This window comes from Stenotrophomonas sp. STEN020 (assembly GCF_056760195.1).
The window spans coordinates 1-19,405 of the sequence record NZ_JBRREI010000010.1; the positions used below are offsets into that span (position 1 = coordinate 1).

13 protein-coding genes and 1 pseudogene are annotated in these 19,405 nt (G+C 64.1%); 6 read left to right on the plus strand and 8 right to left on the minus strand.

Going from position 1 to position 19,405, the window contains the following annotated elements:
* Window positions 1-205: hypothetical protein (locus ACVOLZ_RS06225; RefSeq protein WP_481515424.1), on the plus strand; the 205-nt coding region annotated here is incomplete at its 5' end.
* A 533-nt stretch (window positions 206-738) separates the two neighbouring features.
* On the plus strand, window positions 739-1,914 hold the full coding sequence (locus ACVOLZ_RS06230; RefSeq protein WP_481515425.1) for a benzoate/H(+) symporter BenE family transporter: 1,176 nt from the start codon (window positions 739-741) through the stop codon (window positions 1,912-1,914).
* A gap of 91 nt (window positions 1,915-2,005) precedes the next feature.
* Here the strand turns inward: ACVOLZ_RS06230 and ACVOLZ_RS06235 are convergent, their stop codons facing one another.
* Together ACVOLZ_RS06235 and ACVOLZ_RS06240 are read right to left on the minus strand one after the other, a co-directional pair.
* On the minus strand, window positions 2,006-4,165 hold the full coding sequence (locus ACVOLZ_RS06235) for a lytic murein transglycosylase (RefSeq protein ID WP_481515426.1): 2,160 nt from the start codon (window positions 4,163-4,165) through the stop codon (window positions 2,006-2,008).
* Window positions 4,166-4,479: 314 nt separating this feature from the next.
* Entirely contained in the window at window positions 4,480-4,875 is a 396-nt protein-coding gene (locus ACVOLZ_RS06240) for a YchJ family metal-binding protein (RefSeq protein WP_481515427.1), read from the minus strand.
* A gap of 88 nt (window positions 4,876-4,963) precedes the next feature.
* Between ACVOLZ_RS06240 and ACVOLZ_RS06245 the strand changes: the two genes are divergently transcribed.
* The 4 genes from ACVOLZ_RS06245 to ACVOLZ_RS06260 all read left to right on the plus strand — a co-directional run bounded on the left by ACVOLZ_RS06245 (window position 4,964) and on the right by ACVOLZ_RS06260 (window position 11,312).
* Window positions 4,964-5,743 (plus strand): sulfite exporter TauE/SafE family protein, encoded by a 780-nt coding sequence (locus tag ACVOLZ_RS06245; RefSeq protein ID WP_481515428.1) that lies wholly within the window; start codon window positions 4,964-4,966, stop codon window positions 5,741-5,743.
* A gap of 96 nt (window positions 5,744-5,839) precedes the next feature.
* The gene (locus ACVOLZ_RS06250) at window positions 5,840-7,471 is read left to right on the plus strand and encodes an EAL domain-containing protein (protein WP_481515429.1); all 1,632 of its coding nucleotides are present in this window, start codon (window positions 5,840-5,842) and stop codon (window positions 7,469-7,471) included.
* Between the two features lie 76 nt (window positions 7,472-7,547).
* Window positions 7,548-8,291, plus strand: coding sequence for an SDR family NAD(P)-dependent oxidoreductase (locus ACVOLZ_RS06255; protein ID WP_481515430.1), 744 nt, complete (start codon window positions 7,548-7,550; stop codon window positions 8,289-8,291).
* A 144-nt stretch (window positions 8,292-8,435) separates the two neighbouring features.
* A complete protein-coding gene (locus ACVOLZ_RS06260; RefSeq protein ID WP_481515431.1) occupies window positions 8,436-11,312 on the plus strand; it encodes a TonB-dependent receptor plug domain-containing protein in 2,877 nt (958 codons plus the stop codon).
* Window positions 11,313-11,522: 210 nt separating this feature from the next.
* Here ACVOLZ_RS06260 and ACVOLZ_RS06265 read toward each other — a convergent pair whose 3' ends face one another.
* The 6 genes and pseudogenes from ACVOLZ_RS06265 to ACVOLZ_RS06290 form a co-directional block, all read right to left on the minus strand.
* On the minus strand, window positions 11,523-11,900 hold the full coding sequence (locus ACVOLZ_RS06265; RefSeq protein WP_481514069.1) for an MAPEG family protein: 378 nt from the start codon (window positions 11,898-11,900) through the stop codon (window positions 11,523-11,525).
* A 307-nt stretch (window positions 11,901-12,207) separates the two neighbouring features.
* Window positions 12,208-15,753, minus strand: a pseudogene (locus ACVOLZ_RS06270) (ATP-binding protein); the annotation flags it as partial.
* A gap of 73 nt (window positions 15,754-15,826) precedes the next feature.
* Window positions 15,827-16,543, minus strand: coding sequence for a DUF4194 domain-containing protein (locus ACVOLZ_RS06275; protein WP_481515432.1), 717 nt, complete (start codon window positions 16,541-16,543; stop codon window positions 15,827-15,829).
* Complete coding sequence (locus tag ACVOLZ_RS06280) at window positions 16,530-17,999, minus strand: DUF3375 domain-containing protein (RefSeq protein WP_481515433.1); 1,470 nt, start codon at window positions 17,997-17,999, stop codon at window positions 16,530-16,532. Before ACVOLZ_RS06280 ends, ACVOLZ_RS06275 begins: the two co-directional genes overlap by 14 nt.
* Before the next feature lie 22 nt (window positions 18,000-18,021).
* On the minus strand, window positions 18,022-18,621 hold the full coding sequence (folE, locus tag ACVOLZ_RS06285) for a GTP cyclohydrolase I FolE (protein WP_282267683.1): 600 nt from the start codon (window positions 18,619-18,621) through the stop codon (window positions 18,022-18,024).
* Window positions 18,622-18,775: 154 nt separating this feature from the next.
* Window positions 18,776-19,321, minus strand: coding sequence for a DUF3828 domain-containing protein (locus ACVOLZ_RS06290; protein WP_481515434.1), 546 nt, complete (start codon window positions 19,319-19,321; stop codon window positions 18,776-18,778).
* Between the last annotated feature and the right edge of the window lie 84 nt (window positions 19,322-19,405).

Sequence of the window (19,405 nt, forward strand, 5' to 3'; positions counted from 1 at the left end):
ATTAAAACAATTGAATCATTGCTTGATTAAACGTCTGCAAGATGGACAGTCATCCATTCCTGCAGGCGTCCTCACAAGATACCTGCGCATACTTTCAAAGAACTTCGAATCAGGCCTCAGCGCCTTCTTCGTAGGCTGCGACGTTTCCGTCGTAGCGAGCCGCCCATTATATGGTGGCTTTTCTGCTTCGTCAACACCTTTTTGAGAGGCTGTTGACTCAGCGGCTTCAAGGTTGAGCCCGAAGGCTTTTCGTCGAAGCGAGCCGCCTATTATGGCAGGCTTTTTGTTTCCGTCAACACCCTGTTTCGAGGCTGGTGACGTCGTTTCTTGGTGCCGGTCACTTGTGTGATCAGCGCCGTGAAGCGAGGAGGTGGATTCTAGACATGTTTGTGAAAATCGCAATCACTTTTTGTTGCAGAGCGGCAAATCGGAGGTTGGGGCCAGAGTTGGCAAAGTGCCGGAGGTGCTTGGGGGTTGGGTTTCGCTCTTTGTGAGGCTTTCCGGCCTGCTGACACTCCGGTCAAGCGCTAAAGCTGATGCGCCGTTGGGCTTGGCGGTGATGCTGCCGCTTTGGCTCTTCCAGTCCAAGGCAGTCATGCCGCAGTGCAAAGAGCCGCCCTCACCCCAACCCCTCTCCCGTGAACGGGAGAGGGGCTTTGTCTTCGGTTGGCGTTGCTGGGGCCTGTTGGTCTGCTTGCTGGGCCACAATGCGGGTTGATCCGTCGCACCTATATATAGATGAGCAATCCGGCTTCGCGTTCGTTCTTTCGTGATCTCTCGCTGCCTGCTGTGGTTGCCGGCTTCATTACGGTGCTGGTGGGCTTTGCCAGCTCGGCGGTGATCGTGTTCCAGGCGGCACAGGCCGTTGGTGCCGGGCAGGCTGAGATTGCGTCGTGGATGTGGGCGCTGGGCATCGGCATGGGCGTGACCTGTATTGGCCTGTCACTGCGTTACCGGGTGCCGGTAGTGACTGCTTGGTCCACGCCCGGTGCGGCGATGCTGGTGGTAGGGGCGACTACGCTGCCGTTGTCCGATGCGATCGGTGCGTTTGTGCTGGCAGCGTTGCTGGGCACGCTGGCTGGTTTCTCGGGGGTGTTCGAGAAGGCAATGCGGCGGATCCCGGTGTCGCTGGCCTCGGGCATGTTGGCCGGGGTGCTGCTGCGCTTTGGCCTGGACGTATTTGTTTCGGTGAACACCCAACCACTGCTTGTGTTGCTGATGTTTGCCACCTATCTGATCGGGCGGCGCTGGTTGCCACGCTATGCGGTGATCGCGACCTTGCTGGTGGGTGTGGCGATCGCCAGCGGCAAGGGGCTGATGCATATGGAACAGGTGCAGCTGCAGATGGCGCTGCCTGTGTTCACCGTGCCGACGCTGTCGTGGGCGGCGTTGTTCGGCATCGCCCTACCCTTGTTCATCGTGACCATGGCCTCGCAGAACGTGCCGGGCGTGGCGGTGTTGAAGGCCTCGGGCTATGACGCGCCGATCTCACCGGTGATCGGTTGGATCGGGGTGGTCAATACCGCCTTGGCGCCGTTCGGTGGCTATGCCTTGAACCTGGCCGCGATCACTGCGGCGATCTGCATGGGCCGGGATGTGCACGAGGATCCGGCGCGACGCTATACGGCTGCAGTGAGTGCTGGCGTGTTCTACATCGTGATCGGCTTGTTCGGGGCGACGGTGGCGGCGGTGTTTGCCGCGTTCCCCAAGGAATTGATTGCGACCCTGGCCGGTATCGCCCTGCTCGGCACCATCGGCAATAGTCTGGCGGTGGCGTTGAAGGAAGAGGCCGAGCGCGAGCCGGCACTGGTGACCTTCCTGGTGACGGCATCGGGGCTGTCGATGGCCGGCATTGGTTCTGCGTTCTGGGGCTTGGTGGCCGGTGTGATCACCTTGCTGGTGCTGCGTCGCTGATTGGTGGGCAACCAAGCCCACTGTGGCTGCTGAGGACTGGAGGTTCCGCCGTCCCTCTACCCCTCTCCCGATGGGAGAGGGGCTTCCAGGCTCAGAGCGGCTTCACCTCGAACACCTGCTTGAGGACGTGGCGTCCGCCTGGTGCCAGCTCAATCACGTCAGGGCCGGCGTTGGCAGCTTCCACGCAGACATAGTTGCGCCACGCTGCACCGATGTCGTCCATCTTCGCGGCACCGGCTTCGCCGGCATTCCAGACCACGGCGGTGCGGCTGCCGCTGGTGCTGATGTCGATGGCCCGCTTGAAACCCGGGTCACGCAGCACGTAGTGACCGCCGGCCTGGGTGTAAAGACGGTCGCTGCGGCCCGGATCACGCGGGTCGCGCAGGTTCCAGTCGCCCTTCTGCACGTGCGCGTTGCCGTTGTCGAGCTTGTCCAGGTAGGTGAGCCCGTCCAGACCGGTGACATCCACCTTCAAGGCGTCACTGACATTGAAGTAGTTGTGCAGTGCCTGGGTGAAACTGGTGGTTTGGCTGCCGGTGTTCTCGGTGATCAGTTCCTGCTGCAGGGTGCGGCCGATCCGCAGCACCATCTGCAGGCGCAGACTCAGGTTCTCCATCACCGGCGGTGCAAGGGTCAACACCATGCTGCCATCGGCTTCGCGGCGTGCATCGCGCAGTTCCCAGGCGACTGTGCGCACGAAACCATGTGCAGGCACGTCATTGCCCTGCCCTTGCCGCGAGAAATACGGCCAGCACACCGGCGCACCGCCACGGATAGGCGTAGGCGGCTGCTTGGCGGTGGGCGAGAGCCACATCACGTCCTGGCCACCGTTCGGCACGAACGACAGCAACTGCCCGCCGAACACGCTGATGGCAGCAGTGGAGAACGGGGTTTCCACCTTCCATGCGTCGAAACCCTTGAAGTCGCCTGTACTCAGGCCCTGCACATCCTTCATTGAAACGCTGCTCCGTACGATCGGTGATTGGACAAGTTGCTGGTAATTGGGTGGTAGCTGAAACGCGGTGGGCTGCGCCAGCTTGGCGTTGCGCAACGCCTGCAGGATGCGAGTGCCGGCGCGGCCGTCGGCCTGCTTCCAGCCAAGGCGCTGCTGTTCGACCTGGATGGCGCGGCGGGTGGCGGTGCCGACCATGCCGTCGGCGGCACCGATGTCGTGGCCACGCGCGAGCAGCAGGGTCTGCAGTTCACGGCGCTCGTCGCGGCCGATGCCCGGGTCATCGGTGGGCCAGGCCGCGCTCAGGCCGGTGCCGCCGCGCAACCGGTCGGCCAGGGTGGCAATGGCCAGGGCGTAGCTTTCGGCGGCGTTATAGGAATAGATCGCGTCGTAATTGCGGAACACCAGCAAGGCCGGGCCCTTGGCTCCGGCTGGCAGCAGCAAGGCGGCGTTGCTGTCATCAGCGATGGCCGATGCCTGCAGCGGCTTGCCATCGGCCAGGGTGATACCCAGCGCGCGCCAGTCCGCCAGCGGCTTGCGCTTGGTGCGGCCGGCAAGTGCGGCATTGAAATTGGCCGGGATGCGGACTTCCACGCCCCAAGGTTGACCGGTGCGCCAGCCGGACTGCTTCAGATAGTTGGCGGTGGAGGCCAGTGCATCGGGAATGCTGGCGACCAGATCACGCCGACCATCACCGTCGCCATCCACGGCGATGCGGGCATAAGTCGATGGCATGAACTGGGTGTGGCCGAAGGCACCGGCCCAGGAGCCGGTCAGGCCAGTCGGGTTCAAGTCACCCTTGTCGATCAGCTTGAGCAGGGCCAACAGCTCGCCCTTGAAGAAGGGCTGGCGGCGGCCATTGCAGGACAGTGTGGCCAGCGACTGCAGCAGCGGACGCTTGCCGAACACCCGGCCGTAGTCACTCTCTACGCCCCAGACCGCGACGATGGTGGCCGGATCAACGCCATATTGGGCGCTGACCTGATCCAGCAGCACGCGGTGCTGGCTGAGCAGCGCGCGGCCATCGGCGATACGGCGGCTGTCGACCAGCGAGGCCAGGTAATCCCATATCGGGGTGGTGAACTCAGGCTGCGCATCGAGCAGCGGCAGCACGCTCAGGTCCGGGGTGATGCTGCTGAAGACCTGATCAAGCTTTTCGCCGCTGATGCCTTGGGCAACGGCGGCGCTCTTGAGTGAGGCGCCACAGCTGCCGAAGTCGGTGATCGCGGCCTGGGCAGAGAGGGCCAGCGTCAGCGCTGCCAACGTGGTGCCTGCACGCAGCAGATTGATCGGGTTCATCCATACGCTCCTTGCACTGGAGCTTGATGATAAGCGCTGTGGGTGTGTGGCTGCGGCTGGTTTTGCTTGGATGTGGGAGCGGCGTGAGCCGCGAAGCTGGCGGTGCTTGAGGGTCGCGGAGAGCCACGAGCCAAGAGCACCCCTCCCCAACCCTCCCCTTCGCTATGCGAAAGGGAGGGAGCAAAAGCGTAGTGCCGAGCCATGCTCGGCAGGGGTTTCACCGGTAAAGCCTCAGCCGAGCATGGCTCGGCTCTACGAAGGGATTGCTGCCGCTGCCTGCCATCCCCAGCGCGCTGCGCATGTGCTGGGGTACTTCAGCCGGCCGCATCCAGGTAATACCAGCGGCCATCGATGCGTTGGAAACGGCTGTGCTCGACCATCTTTACCACGCTGCCACCGCCTACGCGGTAGCGGGCGGTGAACTCGACCTCAGCCGTGTCTTCGCCGGTGACTACGTGGCGCTGCACGCTCAGGCCCAGCCATTGCGTGCGCTGGCCGGGAGCGTCTTCCAGCGAGAGCGTGGCCGGGCGGGTGTCCGGATGCCAGCTGGCCAACAGGTAGTCGACGTCCTTGAGCACATAAGCGCTGTAGCGCGAACGCATCAGCGACTCGGCATCCGGTGCGGCTTCACCGCCGTGGTAGCGGCCACAGCAGGCGGCGTAGGTCTGGTTCCGCCCGCAGGGACAGGGAGAAGTAGGAGATGTCTGCATCTGCGCATTTTCATCCACGTCCGACGCGGTTCCAAGCGATGCGCCGCTGCACTGAGCGTATGCTGTCGCGCCCTGCGCCGGAGTTGCCATGCTGGAGTTGATTCCACCCGAATTGCCGTGGCTGCTGGTCATCGCCTTCATCGCGGGGCTGGTGGATGCGGCAGTCGGCGGTGGCGGCTTGATCCAGTTGCCAGGCTTGTTCACTGCCCTGCCGCAGCAGACCCCAGCGGCCTTGCTGGGCACCAACAAGTTCAGCTCGGTGTTCGGTACCGGAGCCTCGGCGCTGCGCTATGCGCGTGCGGTGCGCTTCCCATGGCGGCCGGTGTTGCTGGCGGCCGCCGCGGCATTTGCGTTCTCCTTCCTGGGGGCCACCGCAGTAACCCTGCTGTCCAAGGAGGCGGTGCGGCCGTTGGTGCTGACCCTGTTGATCGTGATGCTGGGCTATACGCTGGCCAAAAAAGACTTCGGCGCGCTGCACCGCCCGCGCGAGGTCGGCCGCCGTGAGTTGCTGATCGCGCTGGCGATGGGCGGTGTGATCGGCTTCTACGATGGTTTCTTCGGCCCGGGCACCGGCAGCTTCCTGATCTTCCTGTTCGTGCGGTTCTTCGGGCTGGACTTCCTGCGCGCCTCGGCCGCCTCCAAAGTGGTCAATCTGGCGACCAATGTGGCGGCATTGTCGTTCTTCGTACCCAGCGGCAATGTGCTGCTGGCGCTGGCTGTGCCGATGGCGGCCGCCAACGTGCTGGGCGCGGTGACCGGCACCCGGCTTGCCCTGCGCGGCGGCACCCCATTGATTCGCAAGCTTTTTGTGGTGCTGGTAGTGGTGCTGATCGCACGCATGGCCTGGGATACCTTCCGCCCGGTGTGAAGCCCGCCTGCACATAGCTAAATCTTCGTCACTGGAAATTCTTGACGTACATCACATAGTGGCGCAGTTAGAAGCCAACCTGGGATGGCGCCATCCATGAAGAATCGCTACCGCATCGCTGCGCTGCTGCTGCTCGCCGCCGCGATACTTGCCTGTGTGCCGGTGCTGTACTCGCTGCATCAGGCGCGCAAACAAGCCATCCGCGAGAAGTACGTGTTGCTCGATGACGTATCGACCAGCATCAGCCGCCAGGTGGCCGGCACCATCGATGTGATCGAGCGCCTGCAGGCGGAAATGCGCAGCAGCGGCGATGCACCCTGCAGCCCGGCCGGGCTGCTGCGCATGCAGCGCTTCGGCATCAGCTCGCACATCGTCAAAAGCACGCTGTACCTGCAGGACGGCAAGGTTGCCTGCTCCTCCGGCGGCGCGCTGATGCAGCAGATCGTGTTGCGGCCAGATCCTTCACGAGGGCCAGACGGCGTACAGGTCTACATGCAGGTCCAAGTACCCGGTTTGCCTGGGCGCGAGTTTGCGGTGCTGGAAAAGGACGGCTATGCGCTGCTGGTCTATCCGGACGGACTGATTTCCCCGTTCGCACGCCCCGATCTTTCACTGGGCCTGTTCAACAGCGCGGATGGCCGCTACGCCGCACATCAAGGCACGCTGCTGCAACGCTGGACCACAACGACGGCCGACCAGGACAACGACGGCCACTTCACTGATGCCGAGGCCGGCTATCTGGTGGTGCGGCGCGTGCTCCGTCCCGGCGGCACCGGGATAGTCGTGGCCACGCCACTGTCGGCAATTGATGCGCGCATGGCGCAGTTCGCACACTGGTTCATCCCGCTTGGCATCATTGCCGGGCTGGCGGTGCTGGGCATGGCACTGGTGATGATCCGCCGCCAATGGTCGACCCGCGCCGAGTTGCTGCGCGCGATCAACAAGGGGCACTTTTTCCTGATGTACCAACCGGTGTTCAGCCTGCAGGACGACACCTGCATCGGCGCCGAAGCACTGCTGCGTTGGCAGCACGAAGACGGCACCGTGGTGCCACCTGACCGCTTCATCCCGTTCGCCGAGGATGCCGGGCTGATCCAGCTGGTTACCCGGCGGGTAATGGAACTGGTGGTCAAGGACCTGAGCGGATTTTTCCGCCAATACCCGCGCTTCCGTCTGGGTGTGAATCTATCGCCGCGTGACCTGCAATCGATGGAGACCCCGCAACTGCTGGCGGAGATGCAGCGTTCGCTCGGCGCTGGCAATGGTCGGTTCGTGGTGGAAGCCACCGAACGCGGCCTGCTGGAGGAAGCCAGCGCGCAGGATGTGGTGGCGGCGATCCATGCGATGGGCATCGAAATCGCCATCGATGATTTCGGCACCGGTTATTCCAGCCTCGCCTACCTGACCACCTATCCGTTCGACATCCTCAAGGTCGACAAGAGTTTCACCTCCACCGCCTGCACCGAAGCGGTGACCAGCCAGGTCGCCACCCACATCATCGAACTGGCCCGCAGCCTTGGCATGCAGACCCTGGTGGAGGGCATCGAGACCCAGGAGCAGGCCGACTTCTTCCGCGACAGGGGCGTCATCTACGGACAGGGTTATTTCTTTGGTCGGCCGATGCGGGCAGAGGATCTGAGCGCCTTCGTGCCACTGCATACGCATCCCGGACAACATGCAGCGCTGCCGACATCCGCAAAGAACAGCCCCGCCACCAGCTTGGATTGATCCCACGCAATGCGCCTGAAAGGCAAACGCGGGAGCCTAGCCACATGCGGAATGACCGCAGTTGTGGAAGCCCCCCATGCAAGACGATTTTGCCGGCCGCGTAGCGCTGGTTACCGGTGCCGCCTCTGGAATTGGCGAGGCGGTGGTGCGGCAACTGGCTGCGCGCGGCGCGCAGGTACTGGCCGCCGATATCGACGGTGATGCCGCCACCGCCGTGGCCATGTCGCTGGGCGACCGGGTACAGCCGTTGCAGGTGGATGTCAGCGATCCGGATGCCGTGCGGCTGATGGTCAACACCTGCAACCAACGCTTCGGCGGCCTGCACCTGGCGGTGAACAACGCCGGCATCAGCGGTGCCAGCCTGCAGACCGCCGACTACCCGTTGGAAGAATGGCACCGCGTGCTCGGGGTAAACCTGCACGGCGTGTTCTATTCGATGAAGTATGAGATCCCGGCGATCCTGGCCAGTGGCGGCGGTGCCATCGTCAACATGGCCTCGATCCTGGGCAGCAATGGCTGGGCCGGTGCTGCCGCCTATGTAGCGGCCAAGCACGCGTTGGTCGGCATGACCAAGAGCGCGGCACTGGAATACTCCGCGCGCGGGCTGCGGATCAATGCGGTGGGCCCGGGCTTCATCGATACACCGCTGCTGCAGAGCATGGACGACCGCGCCTATGCCGGGCTGGTGGCGCTGCATCCGGCCGGTCGCTTGGGCACAGCCGAGGAAGTGGCGGCGTTGACCTGCTTCCTGTTGTCGGACAAAGCGTCCTTCATTACCGGAAGCTACCACTTGGTCGACGGAGGCTATTCAGCTCAATGATGTGATGTAACTGCCGTTTCACTATGCGAATTCAGGTTCGCATTGCGGCGACGCCGCTTGTTTGCTCCTAACGAATTGCTTACAACTCGGCTACGCCCGTCATGGTGGCGGGCACGTAGTCCGGCAATCACCAGGAGCATTCCGATGACGTTGTTACCGCTACGCCCGCGCCGCCTCAGCTGCGCTGTCCGCTTATCGCTGTTGTGTCTGCTGCCCAGCGCGGCCTTCGCGCAACAGGCACCAGACAGCACGCCCAAGACCCTGGACAGCATTCAAGTCACGGGTACCCGCATCAAGAAAGCCGAACTGGAAACCCAGGTTCCGGTCCAGGTACTCACCCGCGAAGCCATCGAACGCACCGGTTACAGCTCGATCGCCGACGTGGTGCAGCACCTCACCGCCAGCGGCGCATCGCTGAGCACCAAGCTCAACTCCAGCGGCAACTTCGGCTTTCCTCCTGATGGCGGCGGTGTCGGCGCGGGCGCAGCAACGGTGGACCTGCGTCACCTCGGGGCCAAACGCGTCCTGGTGTTGGTGGACGGCATTCGCTGGGTCAATGAATCCTCCGGCTCGGGCGTAGGTTCGTCGGTGGACTTGAACACCATTCCGCTGGCGATCGTGGAGCGCATCGAAGTACTGGAAGACGGCGCGTCCTCGCTCTACGGTTCCGATGCAATTGCCGGCGTGGTCAACATCATCACCAAGAAGGGCGCCGAAGGCGGCCATGTCGACGTGCAGTACGGCGACTACAACCTCAAGGGCGGCGGCACCAGCAGCGTCGACCTGAGTTTTGGTGGCAGCAGCGATCGTGCGCAGTGGATTGTTGGCGCGTCGTGGTTCAAGCAGAAAGAGATCAGTTCGTCCGAATACCTGTGGGCACGCGAACCGGTGCCCGGCACCGGACTGGCCAACGGCAGTTCGGCTACGCCGCAGGGCCGGCTGGTGTTTGCCGACCCCAGTGGCAATACCTACAACATCACGTCCAATACCGGTGTCACCAAGCCGGTGTTCGATCCCAGCCAAACCGGCTGTACCCGCACCGACGACTACCATTGCTTCACCAGGGCGGACCGCTTCAACTTCGCACCCTACAACCTGCTGTTGACCCCGAACGAACGTAAATCGGTTTTCGGCCAGGTGCGCTTCGAATTCACCCCGAATGTCAGCGGCTGGTTCCGCGGCCTCTACAGCGAGCGTGAGTCGGCCAACCAGGCCGCGCCGGAGCCGTTCTTCCTCGGCACCGATGCCGGCGTATACAACGACTGGGCAGAAACCAAGCTGGTGATCTCGGCCAACAATCCGTACAACCCGTTCGGCTTCGACCTGACCACGATGGGCCCCAATCCCAACCTGTTCCTGCTCGGCCGACGACCGGTCGAAGGTGGTCCACGCCGCTACGAGCAGGACGTGAAGACCTGGTACGCCGCGGGCGGGCTGGATGGTGTGTTCGAGGTCAACCAACGCACCTGGAACTGGGACGTCAACGTGATGTCCAGCGAAAGCAAGGCCACCCAGACCAATACCGGCAGCTACAACATCAAGCACATCAACCAGGCGCTGGGCGATCCGGCGGCGTGTGCGGCTATCGCCGGGTGCGTGCCACTGAACCTGTTTGGCGGGCCGGGCACCATCACCCCGCAGATGCTGGCGTGGATCTCGCCGATCGTGCGTGACCGCAGCAAGAACACGCTGTCGTTGGGCTCGGCCAACATCACCGGCGAGTTGTTCGACATCTGGGCCGGGCCGGTGTCCTTCGCCGCTGGTGCCGAATGGCGCCGCTACAAGGGTGAGTACCACCCCGACCCGATCACCATCGCCGGTGAGTACAACGGCGTGCCGTCGGGTGTGACCATCGGCAGTTACTCGGTGAAGGAAGCCTACGTCGAGTTCGACGTGCCGCTGGCGCGCGAAGGTTTCTGGGGCAAGAGCCTGGACCTGAGCATTGCCGGCCGCTACTCGGACTACTCCACCTTCGGCGGCACCAACACCGGCAAGATCGGGCTGCGCTGGCAGCCGGCCGATGAACTGCTGCTGCGCATGTCGTTCGCACAGGGCTTCCGTGCACCGTCGATCGGTGAGTTGTACGGCACGCTGAGCCGCTTCGACGCCACCATCGTCGATCCCTGCAACAATGCCGCATCGACCACGCCCAAGTGTGTTGCCGACGGTGTGCCGCCTGGCTACGAGCAGGCCAATCCACAAATCTCGGTGGTGACCGCCGGCAACCGCGACCTGCAGCCGGAAGAAAGCCGTTCGTTCATGGCCGGTGCGGTGTGGAGCCCGAGCTGGGCCGAAGACAGCAGTTGGGCCAGCAAACTGGACCTGGGTGTGACCTTCTACCGTCACACCATCGACAAGGCGATCCAGGCACCGGATGCGCAGTCGATCATGGACCGCTGCATCGATACCCGCGATGCCATCGCCTGCGCCAGCTACACCCGCAACGACCGTGGCCAGATCATCCGCTTCGAGGACATCCTCGCCAACCTCGGCACCATCAACACCAGCGGCTGGGATTTCAACGCGCACTGGCTGTTGCCGGAAACCGGCTGGGGCCAGCTCGGTTTCGACTGGAAGGCAACCTGGGTGACCCGCTATGAGCTGATCAACGAGTCCGGCCAACCGGAACCGAAGGGCCCGGGCATCGAAGTCAGTGACAGCTCGATCCCGGAATGGAGCTCGACCTTGAGCACCAACTGGGACTTCCGCAACTGGAACGTGAACTGGACGATGCGTTACATCGACCGTCTGCGCGAAAGCTGTGCCGGTGCCAACGGCTTTGCGATCTGCACCGACAGCGTTGCCGACCAGCACTGGCTGGGCGCAACCACCTATCACGACGCACAGATCAGCTGGCGTACCGATGCGTGGATGAAGGGCGTGAAGGTAAGCGTTGGCGTCAACAACGTGTTCGACAAGAACCCGCCGATCTGCCTGAGCTGCACGCTCAATGGCTATGACCCGGGAACCTACGACCTGCCCGGCCGCTACACCTACGCCAAGCTCAGCATGGATTTCTGAGTTGGATGACGACCAAGGGAGCCGCAAGGCTCCCTTGGTTTTTATTGCCGTTGTAGGAGCGGCGTAAGCCGCGAAGCCGGTGGGCTCGAATGCCCAGTCCACTGGAATTCCTGCTGACCCAACGCCGGGCTTGTCTCGATTGCAAATTGATCGACGGCGGCAGGCGGTCCTGCCTCGCGGCTTACGCCGCTCCTACAAAAGCAGGATTGCTCAGCGCAGGAACGCGCCGGCCAAGGCCATCAGCAGCAGCACCAGCACCGGCAGCATCGACAGGCCGAAGCCCAGTCCGCGGCTGGACGGGTTGCCTACGTAGGCGCGCCAATAGATGAAGCGGCCAATCAGATACACCGCGCCGATACCCGCCACCCATTCGGCTGGCCAGAAGCGTGCGGCGATCAGCATGGACGGCAGCAGCGCGACCATCAGCTCCAAGGTGTTCATCTGCACGCGGTACGCGCGCTCGAAGCCTTCGTGGCCGGTAACGGCAGGTGCTTTGACGCCGTAGCGGCCACGCGCGCGGCCGACCAGCACAATGAAGAACAGGTATTGCAGCACCACCAGCGCGGTGATGATTTCTACGTAATGCATGCTGATCTCCGTTGCGCGTGTATTGGGTTATGGGTGGGTAACAAGCGCAGCGATGGCTTTGCTCTGGCCGTGCTCCCTCCCTTTGGCCGAAGGCCAAGGGGAGGGTTGGGGAGGGGTGCTTTGGCTTTGGCTTTGGCTTTGGCTTCATGCAACAGCCAAAGCAAGATCAAAAGCTCCCCCCACCCGCCCCTTTCGGGGCACCCTCCCCCGCAGGCGGGAGAGGGGACAACGCGAGTTCTCTAGCCAATGTTGGTTTTCTGGCTATCACCAGGACAGCACAGGCCGCCCGCAATCAGGCCGGAATATTCTTCTTCGTCGAAGCCTTCTTCGCAGCTTTCTTCACTGCAGGCTTGGCTTCCACTTCCACCACAGCTTCAGCAGCCGGCGCTTCAACCTCGGCATCAGCAGTCGCGCTGGACGCAGCCGCTGCTTCAACAGCAACCGGCACATCCACCGCATCCTCCGCACTGGCCTGCGCCATCGCACCACGTGCACGCGCCGGCAGCTTCAAACGATTGCCTTCGTCGTCGTACTCGATCAGCAGTACGCCCGAATCGTGACGACCGCTGATCTCGACGAAGCAGGCGCCGCCGATGAACGGCTCCAGCGTCATCACCGACTTCAGCGGGGTGGCCACCACCATCTGGAAACCGAAGTTCTCGAAGATGTTCATCGCCAAGGCGGTGAATTCGTTATCGGCCTTGTCGAAGGCTTCGTCCAATACCACCGCGGCGTAGCGCGGCAGTTCGCCGTCTTCGCCGCCCAACTGGTAGCGCAATGCGGCAGCCAAACACGTGGTAGCCAACTTCTGGCGCTGACCACCGGACTTGCCGGCGCCGCTGCGATAGATTTCCACCTGCTCGCGGGTATCAGCATCCAGCTCGACGCCGATGAACTCCACATGCAGGCGCACGTCGAGCACCTGCTCGCGCCAGCGACGCAGCTCCGGTTCCTGTGCACCGAGACGGCGCACCAGCTCACGCAGCACGTTGAACTGCGACTCGGCCAGTGAGCGGTCTTCAGTCTGCTGGTGGGTCAGCACCGCACGCAGTTGCAGCTGGAAGTCCTGCACTTCCGGCAGGCGCCGGTCATGCACGTCGATCGCCAGCACGGTGCCGCGGTTGAACGCCACCTGCTCCAGCGAGGCGTTGACCTCGTCCATGCGCTGCTTGATCGCCTTGTGCGCTTCCGCAGTGTGGCGCTGCAGGGCCAGCAGATTGTTCTTGCTCTGGGTCTGCAGCAGCTCGAAGAAGCGGCCTTCATGGCGCGGCAGGCCGTCGCTCTCAAGGCGGGTCAAACGCGCAAGGAAATCGTCGGCACTGGTCAGCGACACGGTGAAGTCGCCGGAGTCTTCCGGCCACTGCTGGGTGTATTTGCGGAAGCAATCGAGCAGATGCTGGGTCAGCTTGGCATCGCGGCCCTGGCTGCTGCCGAGCTCTTCTGCCAGCCCACGCTCGACCACGCGGAAGTGGCTTTCCAGGCTTTCCAGGTTCAAGCCCGGCAGGATGTTCAAACGCTCTTCAAGACCTTCGCGCTGCAACTCGGTCAGCGGCGCACTGGCGACGCGCGCCTGGCCGTTGTCACGCAGCTGCTCCAGCCGTGCACGCTCGCGCGAGAACTGACCGCGCTCAAGCCGCACGTCTTCATAGGTGCGCTTGCCCTGATCACGCAGGCCACGAGTCAATTCGATCTGCTGGCCAATGCGCGCCAAGGCGGTGTCGCCTTCGCGCAGATCAACCAGCTGCTCGTCGATATCGCTCAGCCGCTGCAGGCGCGGGCCGACATCGATCTCGTCCCAGTCGCGCTCGATCAGCGAGTGCGCGGCCAGCTGCTTTTCCTGCCCGCTTTCGCGCTGCTTGCGCAGCATTGCCACGTCGGCCTCGCTGCGGGCGATACGCTGCGCAAGCTCCTGTCCTTCGCGTTCAAACACGCGGCGCTTGTCGCGGTTGTCATGGCCCAGCATCCAGCGCTTGCGATCGTTGACCGCATGCCGGTCGTCCTTCTCGTAGCGGTCGCCGGGGTGCTTGATCTGGCCTTCGCGGGTGATCGCGCGGTCTTCGTTGCGCAGCTGCCCGGCGTTTTCCACGCAGGTGTAATCAAAGCGGCGCTGCAGCTCGTTGTAGACCCAATCGCCGTAGGGATGATCGCGCAACTGAAGCTTGTGGATCAGCGAACGCTTCTCCGGCTCGCGGGCGTGCAGCAGCTCGTTGTCACGGATGCGGAAGTACACCAGCTTGGTGCCCAGGTGGGTACGGTTGGCCCACTCGGCGACCTGCTGGTGATTCTTCTCGTCGACCAGCAGCGATTGCGCGAAGCCATGCAGCACGCGCTCGATCGCACCGCGCCAGCCGATCTGGTCCTCGCGCACCTGGATCAGTTCGCCGACGAAGGGCAGCGCGGACTCGGACAGGCCGGTGTCATCGCACAGACGTGCACGCATCTGCTGCAGCGGTGCCGGGATCGAGCTCGGCGTGGCCTTCAGCGATTCCAGTTCCACCCGCAATGCGGCGAAACGCTTTTCATCATCGCGGCGCTCGGCCATGCGCTCGGCGATGGCGTCGTCCACGGTGCCGGCGCCGGATTTGGTGCCGTCGATCAATGCACGCGCCTGCTCCACCTGCTCGGAGAAGCCGCTGGCGGTTTCGGCCAGGGCCATGCCGAGCTGGCGGCAGGCACCTTCCAGCTGCTTGCGGCGGCGGCTGCGTTCTTCGACTTCGCGCTCGACGCGGGTGCGCTCGCGTTCGAGTTCGTCGACACGCTCGCCGCCCTGCTCGCGCTGCTGGCGTTCCAGTTCGACCAGCTTCTGTTCGTGGTTGTCCAGCGATTGCCGGCGCTGCCCTTCCTCGCCCATCAGGCCTCGGTCGAGCATCTCCACTTCTTTCAGGCGCTCGTTGACCAGCTCCAGGCGCTTTTCCTCGCGGAAGCCGTCGATGCCGATCTGCAGGTCACGCAGCGTTGCCACGCCTTTGCGCAGCGTCATCAAGTCCTGGTGGAAATCACGCGCCGGGGTCAGCGTTTCGACCTGGCGGCGCGCGGTGACCACGGCGTGGTGGGCGCCATCGAGTTCGGCGAAGTCATCGACCAGACGGTCGGCTGCTTCGAAGGTACGCGGCTCTTCCAGCATGAAGCCACGCAGGAAGCCGTTGAGGTCGCCAAGGTTCTTGGCCGACTGGGTCTTGTGCAGCAGACGCAGCGCCATGTCGTTGCCGATGCCCAGCAGGTGACGGAAGCGCTCGGCATAACCGGTGAAGCTGTCGAAGTGGCCAACGTCTTCGCCCAGGCGACCGCGCAGCTTGCGCAGGTCCAGGTCGAAGCCTTCCATCTCTTTGGCCAGGTCGAAGCGACGCGGGATCACCATGTAGTGCTTGCGCACATCATTGGCCGAGGTGCCGGCACCGGCGATCCAGAACAGACGCACGATCGACACCGCGTCGCCGCGGGCGTTGTGGTATTCCAGCGCCAATGCGCTCCAGGTAGCGCCCTTGCGCAGGTACTGGGTGGCGATTTCGCCGGACTCGCTGTCCTGCTGGTCGGCCCAGGCACCACGCACATACGACACCAGCGAGCGGTCGCGGCCGGAGCGTTCTGCTTCACGCGCGGCGGCGTTGAAGTCGACGATGCTCGGCGGCGTCAGCAGTGCGCTCATGCCATCGAGCAGGGTGGACTTGCCCGAGCCGGAGCGGCCAACGAACAGGAAGCCACGTTCGGCGATCGGCACTTCGGTCAGGCCGGAGAACGTGCCCCAGTTGAGCACCTGCAGGCGGCGCATGCGGAACTGGTTCGCGCGCGCATCGCTGGCCGGGTCGTTGAACAACGCGGCATTGGGAAGCAGGGTGTGGGAAGTGGTTTCCATACGGCTCATCCTTCAGCCGCCACGCAAGGCGCGGCGGTGGTCATTCTGGTCAGCCTGGCGTGGGCGCCAGGCATCATTCGGCGGCAGCGCCGCTGGTGTTTTCTTCATCGTCGGCAACCGCGTCAGCGACAGCATCGCCGTCGCGCAACTGGCGATAGGCCTCGACCAGCACCTGCACGTCCTCGGCCGAGAACAGCAGCTTCAGCGCCGGCGATACTTCGTAGCGGTCCTCGCTGCCGCGCAGCTTGGACAGCAGCTGGTTCTCGCGCATCTTGGCGATGGCGGCAGCAACACGCTTGCCGTAACCGGCCTGATCGGTGGAGACGTTCTTCTGGTAGATGCTCATCGCTTCCACCAGCTGGAACTCAGCCACCACCGCGCGTTCGCCGCGGGTGTCGGCCTCGGCCAGCTGCTGGCGCAGGAACAGCAGCAGCACCGACTCGATGAAAGTCAGCGGCGCAGCGCGCAACAGGTTGGGCGAATCCAGCTCGGCGGTATCGGCCTGGCGGGTGAAGGCGACGCCGCCGTCACGGTCCAGCACCAGTTCCAGGAACAGTTCGCACAGCAGGCTGCGTACTTCGTCTTCATTGCGCAGCAGTGCCGCCCATTGCGCCGGCTGGCGCTGGGCGTCGACGCTGGGGCCGGCCAGCAGCAGGCACAGCGCGCGGCGTGCATCGACCGGCAGGCGGCCGCTGTCGCCGACGAACAGGGCGCCGCCGCTCAAGGTGGGTGCCGGCGCGACCGGCGCGCTGATGGCTTCGCTATCGGTTTCGGTCTCAGACCAGTTCATCGCGTCTTTCCTTGAGGAACCAGATCAGCGGCACGCGGGCGCGTCGCACCACGCCGTCACCGCCGGTCCATTCCACGGTTTCGAGTTGGTCGGTCATCACCTTGCCATGGCGGGTGCCGATGGAGAGATAGCCGATCACGCTGCCCAGGCCCTGCCGCGCCGGCCGCTCGCGCAATACCTGCGAGATGCTCAGGCGCGGGCGCGAACCCAGCAGCATGAAAAGATTGTCTTTCAGCGTGCGCACGTCGATTTCCGACTGTGCGACCAGATCGCCAACGCTGTCGAGGGTGATCTCGGCGGCCTCGGCGTAATAGATGGAGGTATCGACCTGATGCGTGCGCGGGTCGTGCAGGCGCCACTGGCCGATCGAGCGCACGCGCGCCGAGGACAGCGGCAGCACGAAGCCGGTGGGTGCGGTTGGCCGCACTTCTTCGCGCAGCTGCAGGGCCTGACCCTGCGCCTGCTTGAGCAGCTGGTTGAGGCGGCGCTGTTCCAGGTAACCACGGCTCTGCACGAAGCCACGCAGGCTGCGGGCGAAATGCTGCATCACCTCATGCACCTGGCCGCCGCGCTCCAGCAAGGTGCTGGTGAAGTTACGCAGGAAGTTGCGCTCGTTGCGGTCCAGCTTGCGGGTGAAGCCGCGGTTGAGCACGGTGTCCAGCGCAGCGTCGAGTTCACCACTGCGGCGCGGGTCATTGAGCAGGTCCCAGAACGCCTGGAAGCTGCGCCCGGCGTCGGATTCGCCAATCACATCGACGCCGTTGAACAGGCGGTCGAGCACATCGCCACGTGCGCCTTCGTCGTCGATGATGCGTTCGCGGAAGCGGCGGTTGAGCTGCTCGAAGTCATCGCGCACGCGGCGGAAGTCTTCGGCCAGATCGTCGGCCAGACGGATCACGTCGCGGGTGCGTTCCAGCGCGCGCTTGCCATCCAGCGCGCTGACCTTGCCGGTGGACACCTGCGCGATCTCGGCATCGATGCGGTCGCGCTCGGCCTTCAATGCGGCCAAGCGTGCTTCCGGATCGGCCTCGGTCTGCTGAGCCAGCTGCGAGATCTGCTGCATCACCATCGCCAAGCGGCTTTCGGTGGCCAGGCTGGCGTTGTGCTCGATGCCGGCGATGAAGCGGATCGCCTGCACGGCGTGCCGCGACAGCTCGTATTCCTCTTCGCTCGCGCCTTCAGGCAGGCGCCGTACCAGCCAGCCCTGGGCCAGCCAGTAGGCGATGTAAGCCGGTGCAGTGCGCGGCAGCTCGACCTCGAGCTCCTCGCCATTGAGCGTGTCCAGCTGCTGCTGCAGGCGCTCGGCGAGGATGGAACCGGGAATGCGGCGGTCCGCTTCCAGCAGCAGGCCCTGCAACAGGCCCACCAGCACCGGCGCACGGTCGGAGGCCAGCAGTTTCCATAGCGGCTGCTCGCGCAGACGCTGATAGCCGGCGATACGTTGGCGGTACTTCATCGAGCGCGTGCGATCCCTGGGCTCAGCGTCGGGCGTGGCCGACTTCGATGAAACGCAGGAACTCGGCGCGGGTACGCGCGTCGTCATGGAAGGTGCCGCGCATGCGCGAGGTGACCATGCTGACGCCACGCTTGTGGATGCCGCGGGTGGTCATGCACTCATGTGCACCTTCCACCACGATGCCCACGCCCATCGGCTGCAGCACGTCCTGGATGACGTCGGCGATCTGCGCGGTCATCTTTTCCTGCACCTGGAAGCGGCGTGCATAGGCCTCGACCACGCGTGCCAGCTTGGAGATGCCGACCACGCGGCCATTGGGGATGTAGCCGACGTGCACACGGCCGATGATCGGTGCCATGTGGTGCTCGCAGTGGCTTTCGTACTCGATGTCACGCAGCACGATCATTTCGTCGTAACCGGCCACTTCCTCGAAGGTGCGGGCCAGGTACTCGCGCGGATCGTCGTTATAGCCCTTGAACCAATCGCCATAGGCCTCGGCTACCCGGCGCGGGGTGTCGAGCAGACCTTCGCGGGTGGGATCTTCACCGGCCCAGCGCAGCAGGGTGCGCACGGCGTCTTCGGCCTGGGCTTGGGTGACGGACGGGTTCTTGGGATCGGCCATTACAGAACTGCGCTTGGATTACGGGGTAGACATGCTACCAGCCGGGGGTGTGGAGGAGCATTTACGGCGCCTTGACCGGCTCCGGCGAGCCGGGCGCTCCGAATATATCCAATTGTTTTATATGGGATTTCTTAAAACCAGCCGATCCGCCGGTTCAACCTGCCTGCCCTGCGGCCTGCTTGGCCGTGGCGGTATCGCGCTCCAGCGCCTGCAACAGGCTGGGGGCACGCGCGGTGGCGATATCGGCAACCCGCCAACTGTTGCCTTGGCGCTGCAGGGTCAACTGCAGCTGCAAGGGGTGCTGGGGGTCATCGAGCTGGGTGCTGGCACGCAGCTGGCCGTCTGCCAGCGGCTGGATATCGAAGCTGAGCTGGCGCAGGTCCTGCGCGGTGTCCTGGCAGTCACAGAGCGGATCGCCGTCCAGATAGCCGACTTCACCGGCGTACGCGTCGCTATTGGCCTGCATCGCGGCAATCAGGGCCGGCGTGTAGACCTCTTCGTCGGGCAGGATGGCGTCCAGCCCGGCGTCGGGGTGATAGCCGGCGTAGATGTGGCTGAGGAAGCTGCGGGCGTTGCTGATGTCCTGCGCGCTGGTGCCAGCCGTAGCCGGGGTTGCTGCGGGCGTGGTGGGGGCGGGGGCGTCCTTGTTGCAGCCGGTCAGGGCCAGGAGCAGCAGCGAGGTGGTTGCCAGGGTTTTCATGGGCGTCCTTGCGTGTTCGTTTGACGGGTCTTTTTAGGCGGGACTGCTGGGGAAAGCAAAGGCTTTGAAGCACCCCTCCCCAGC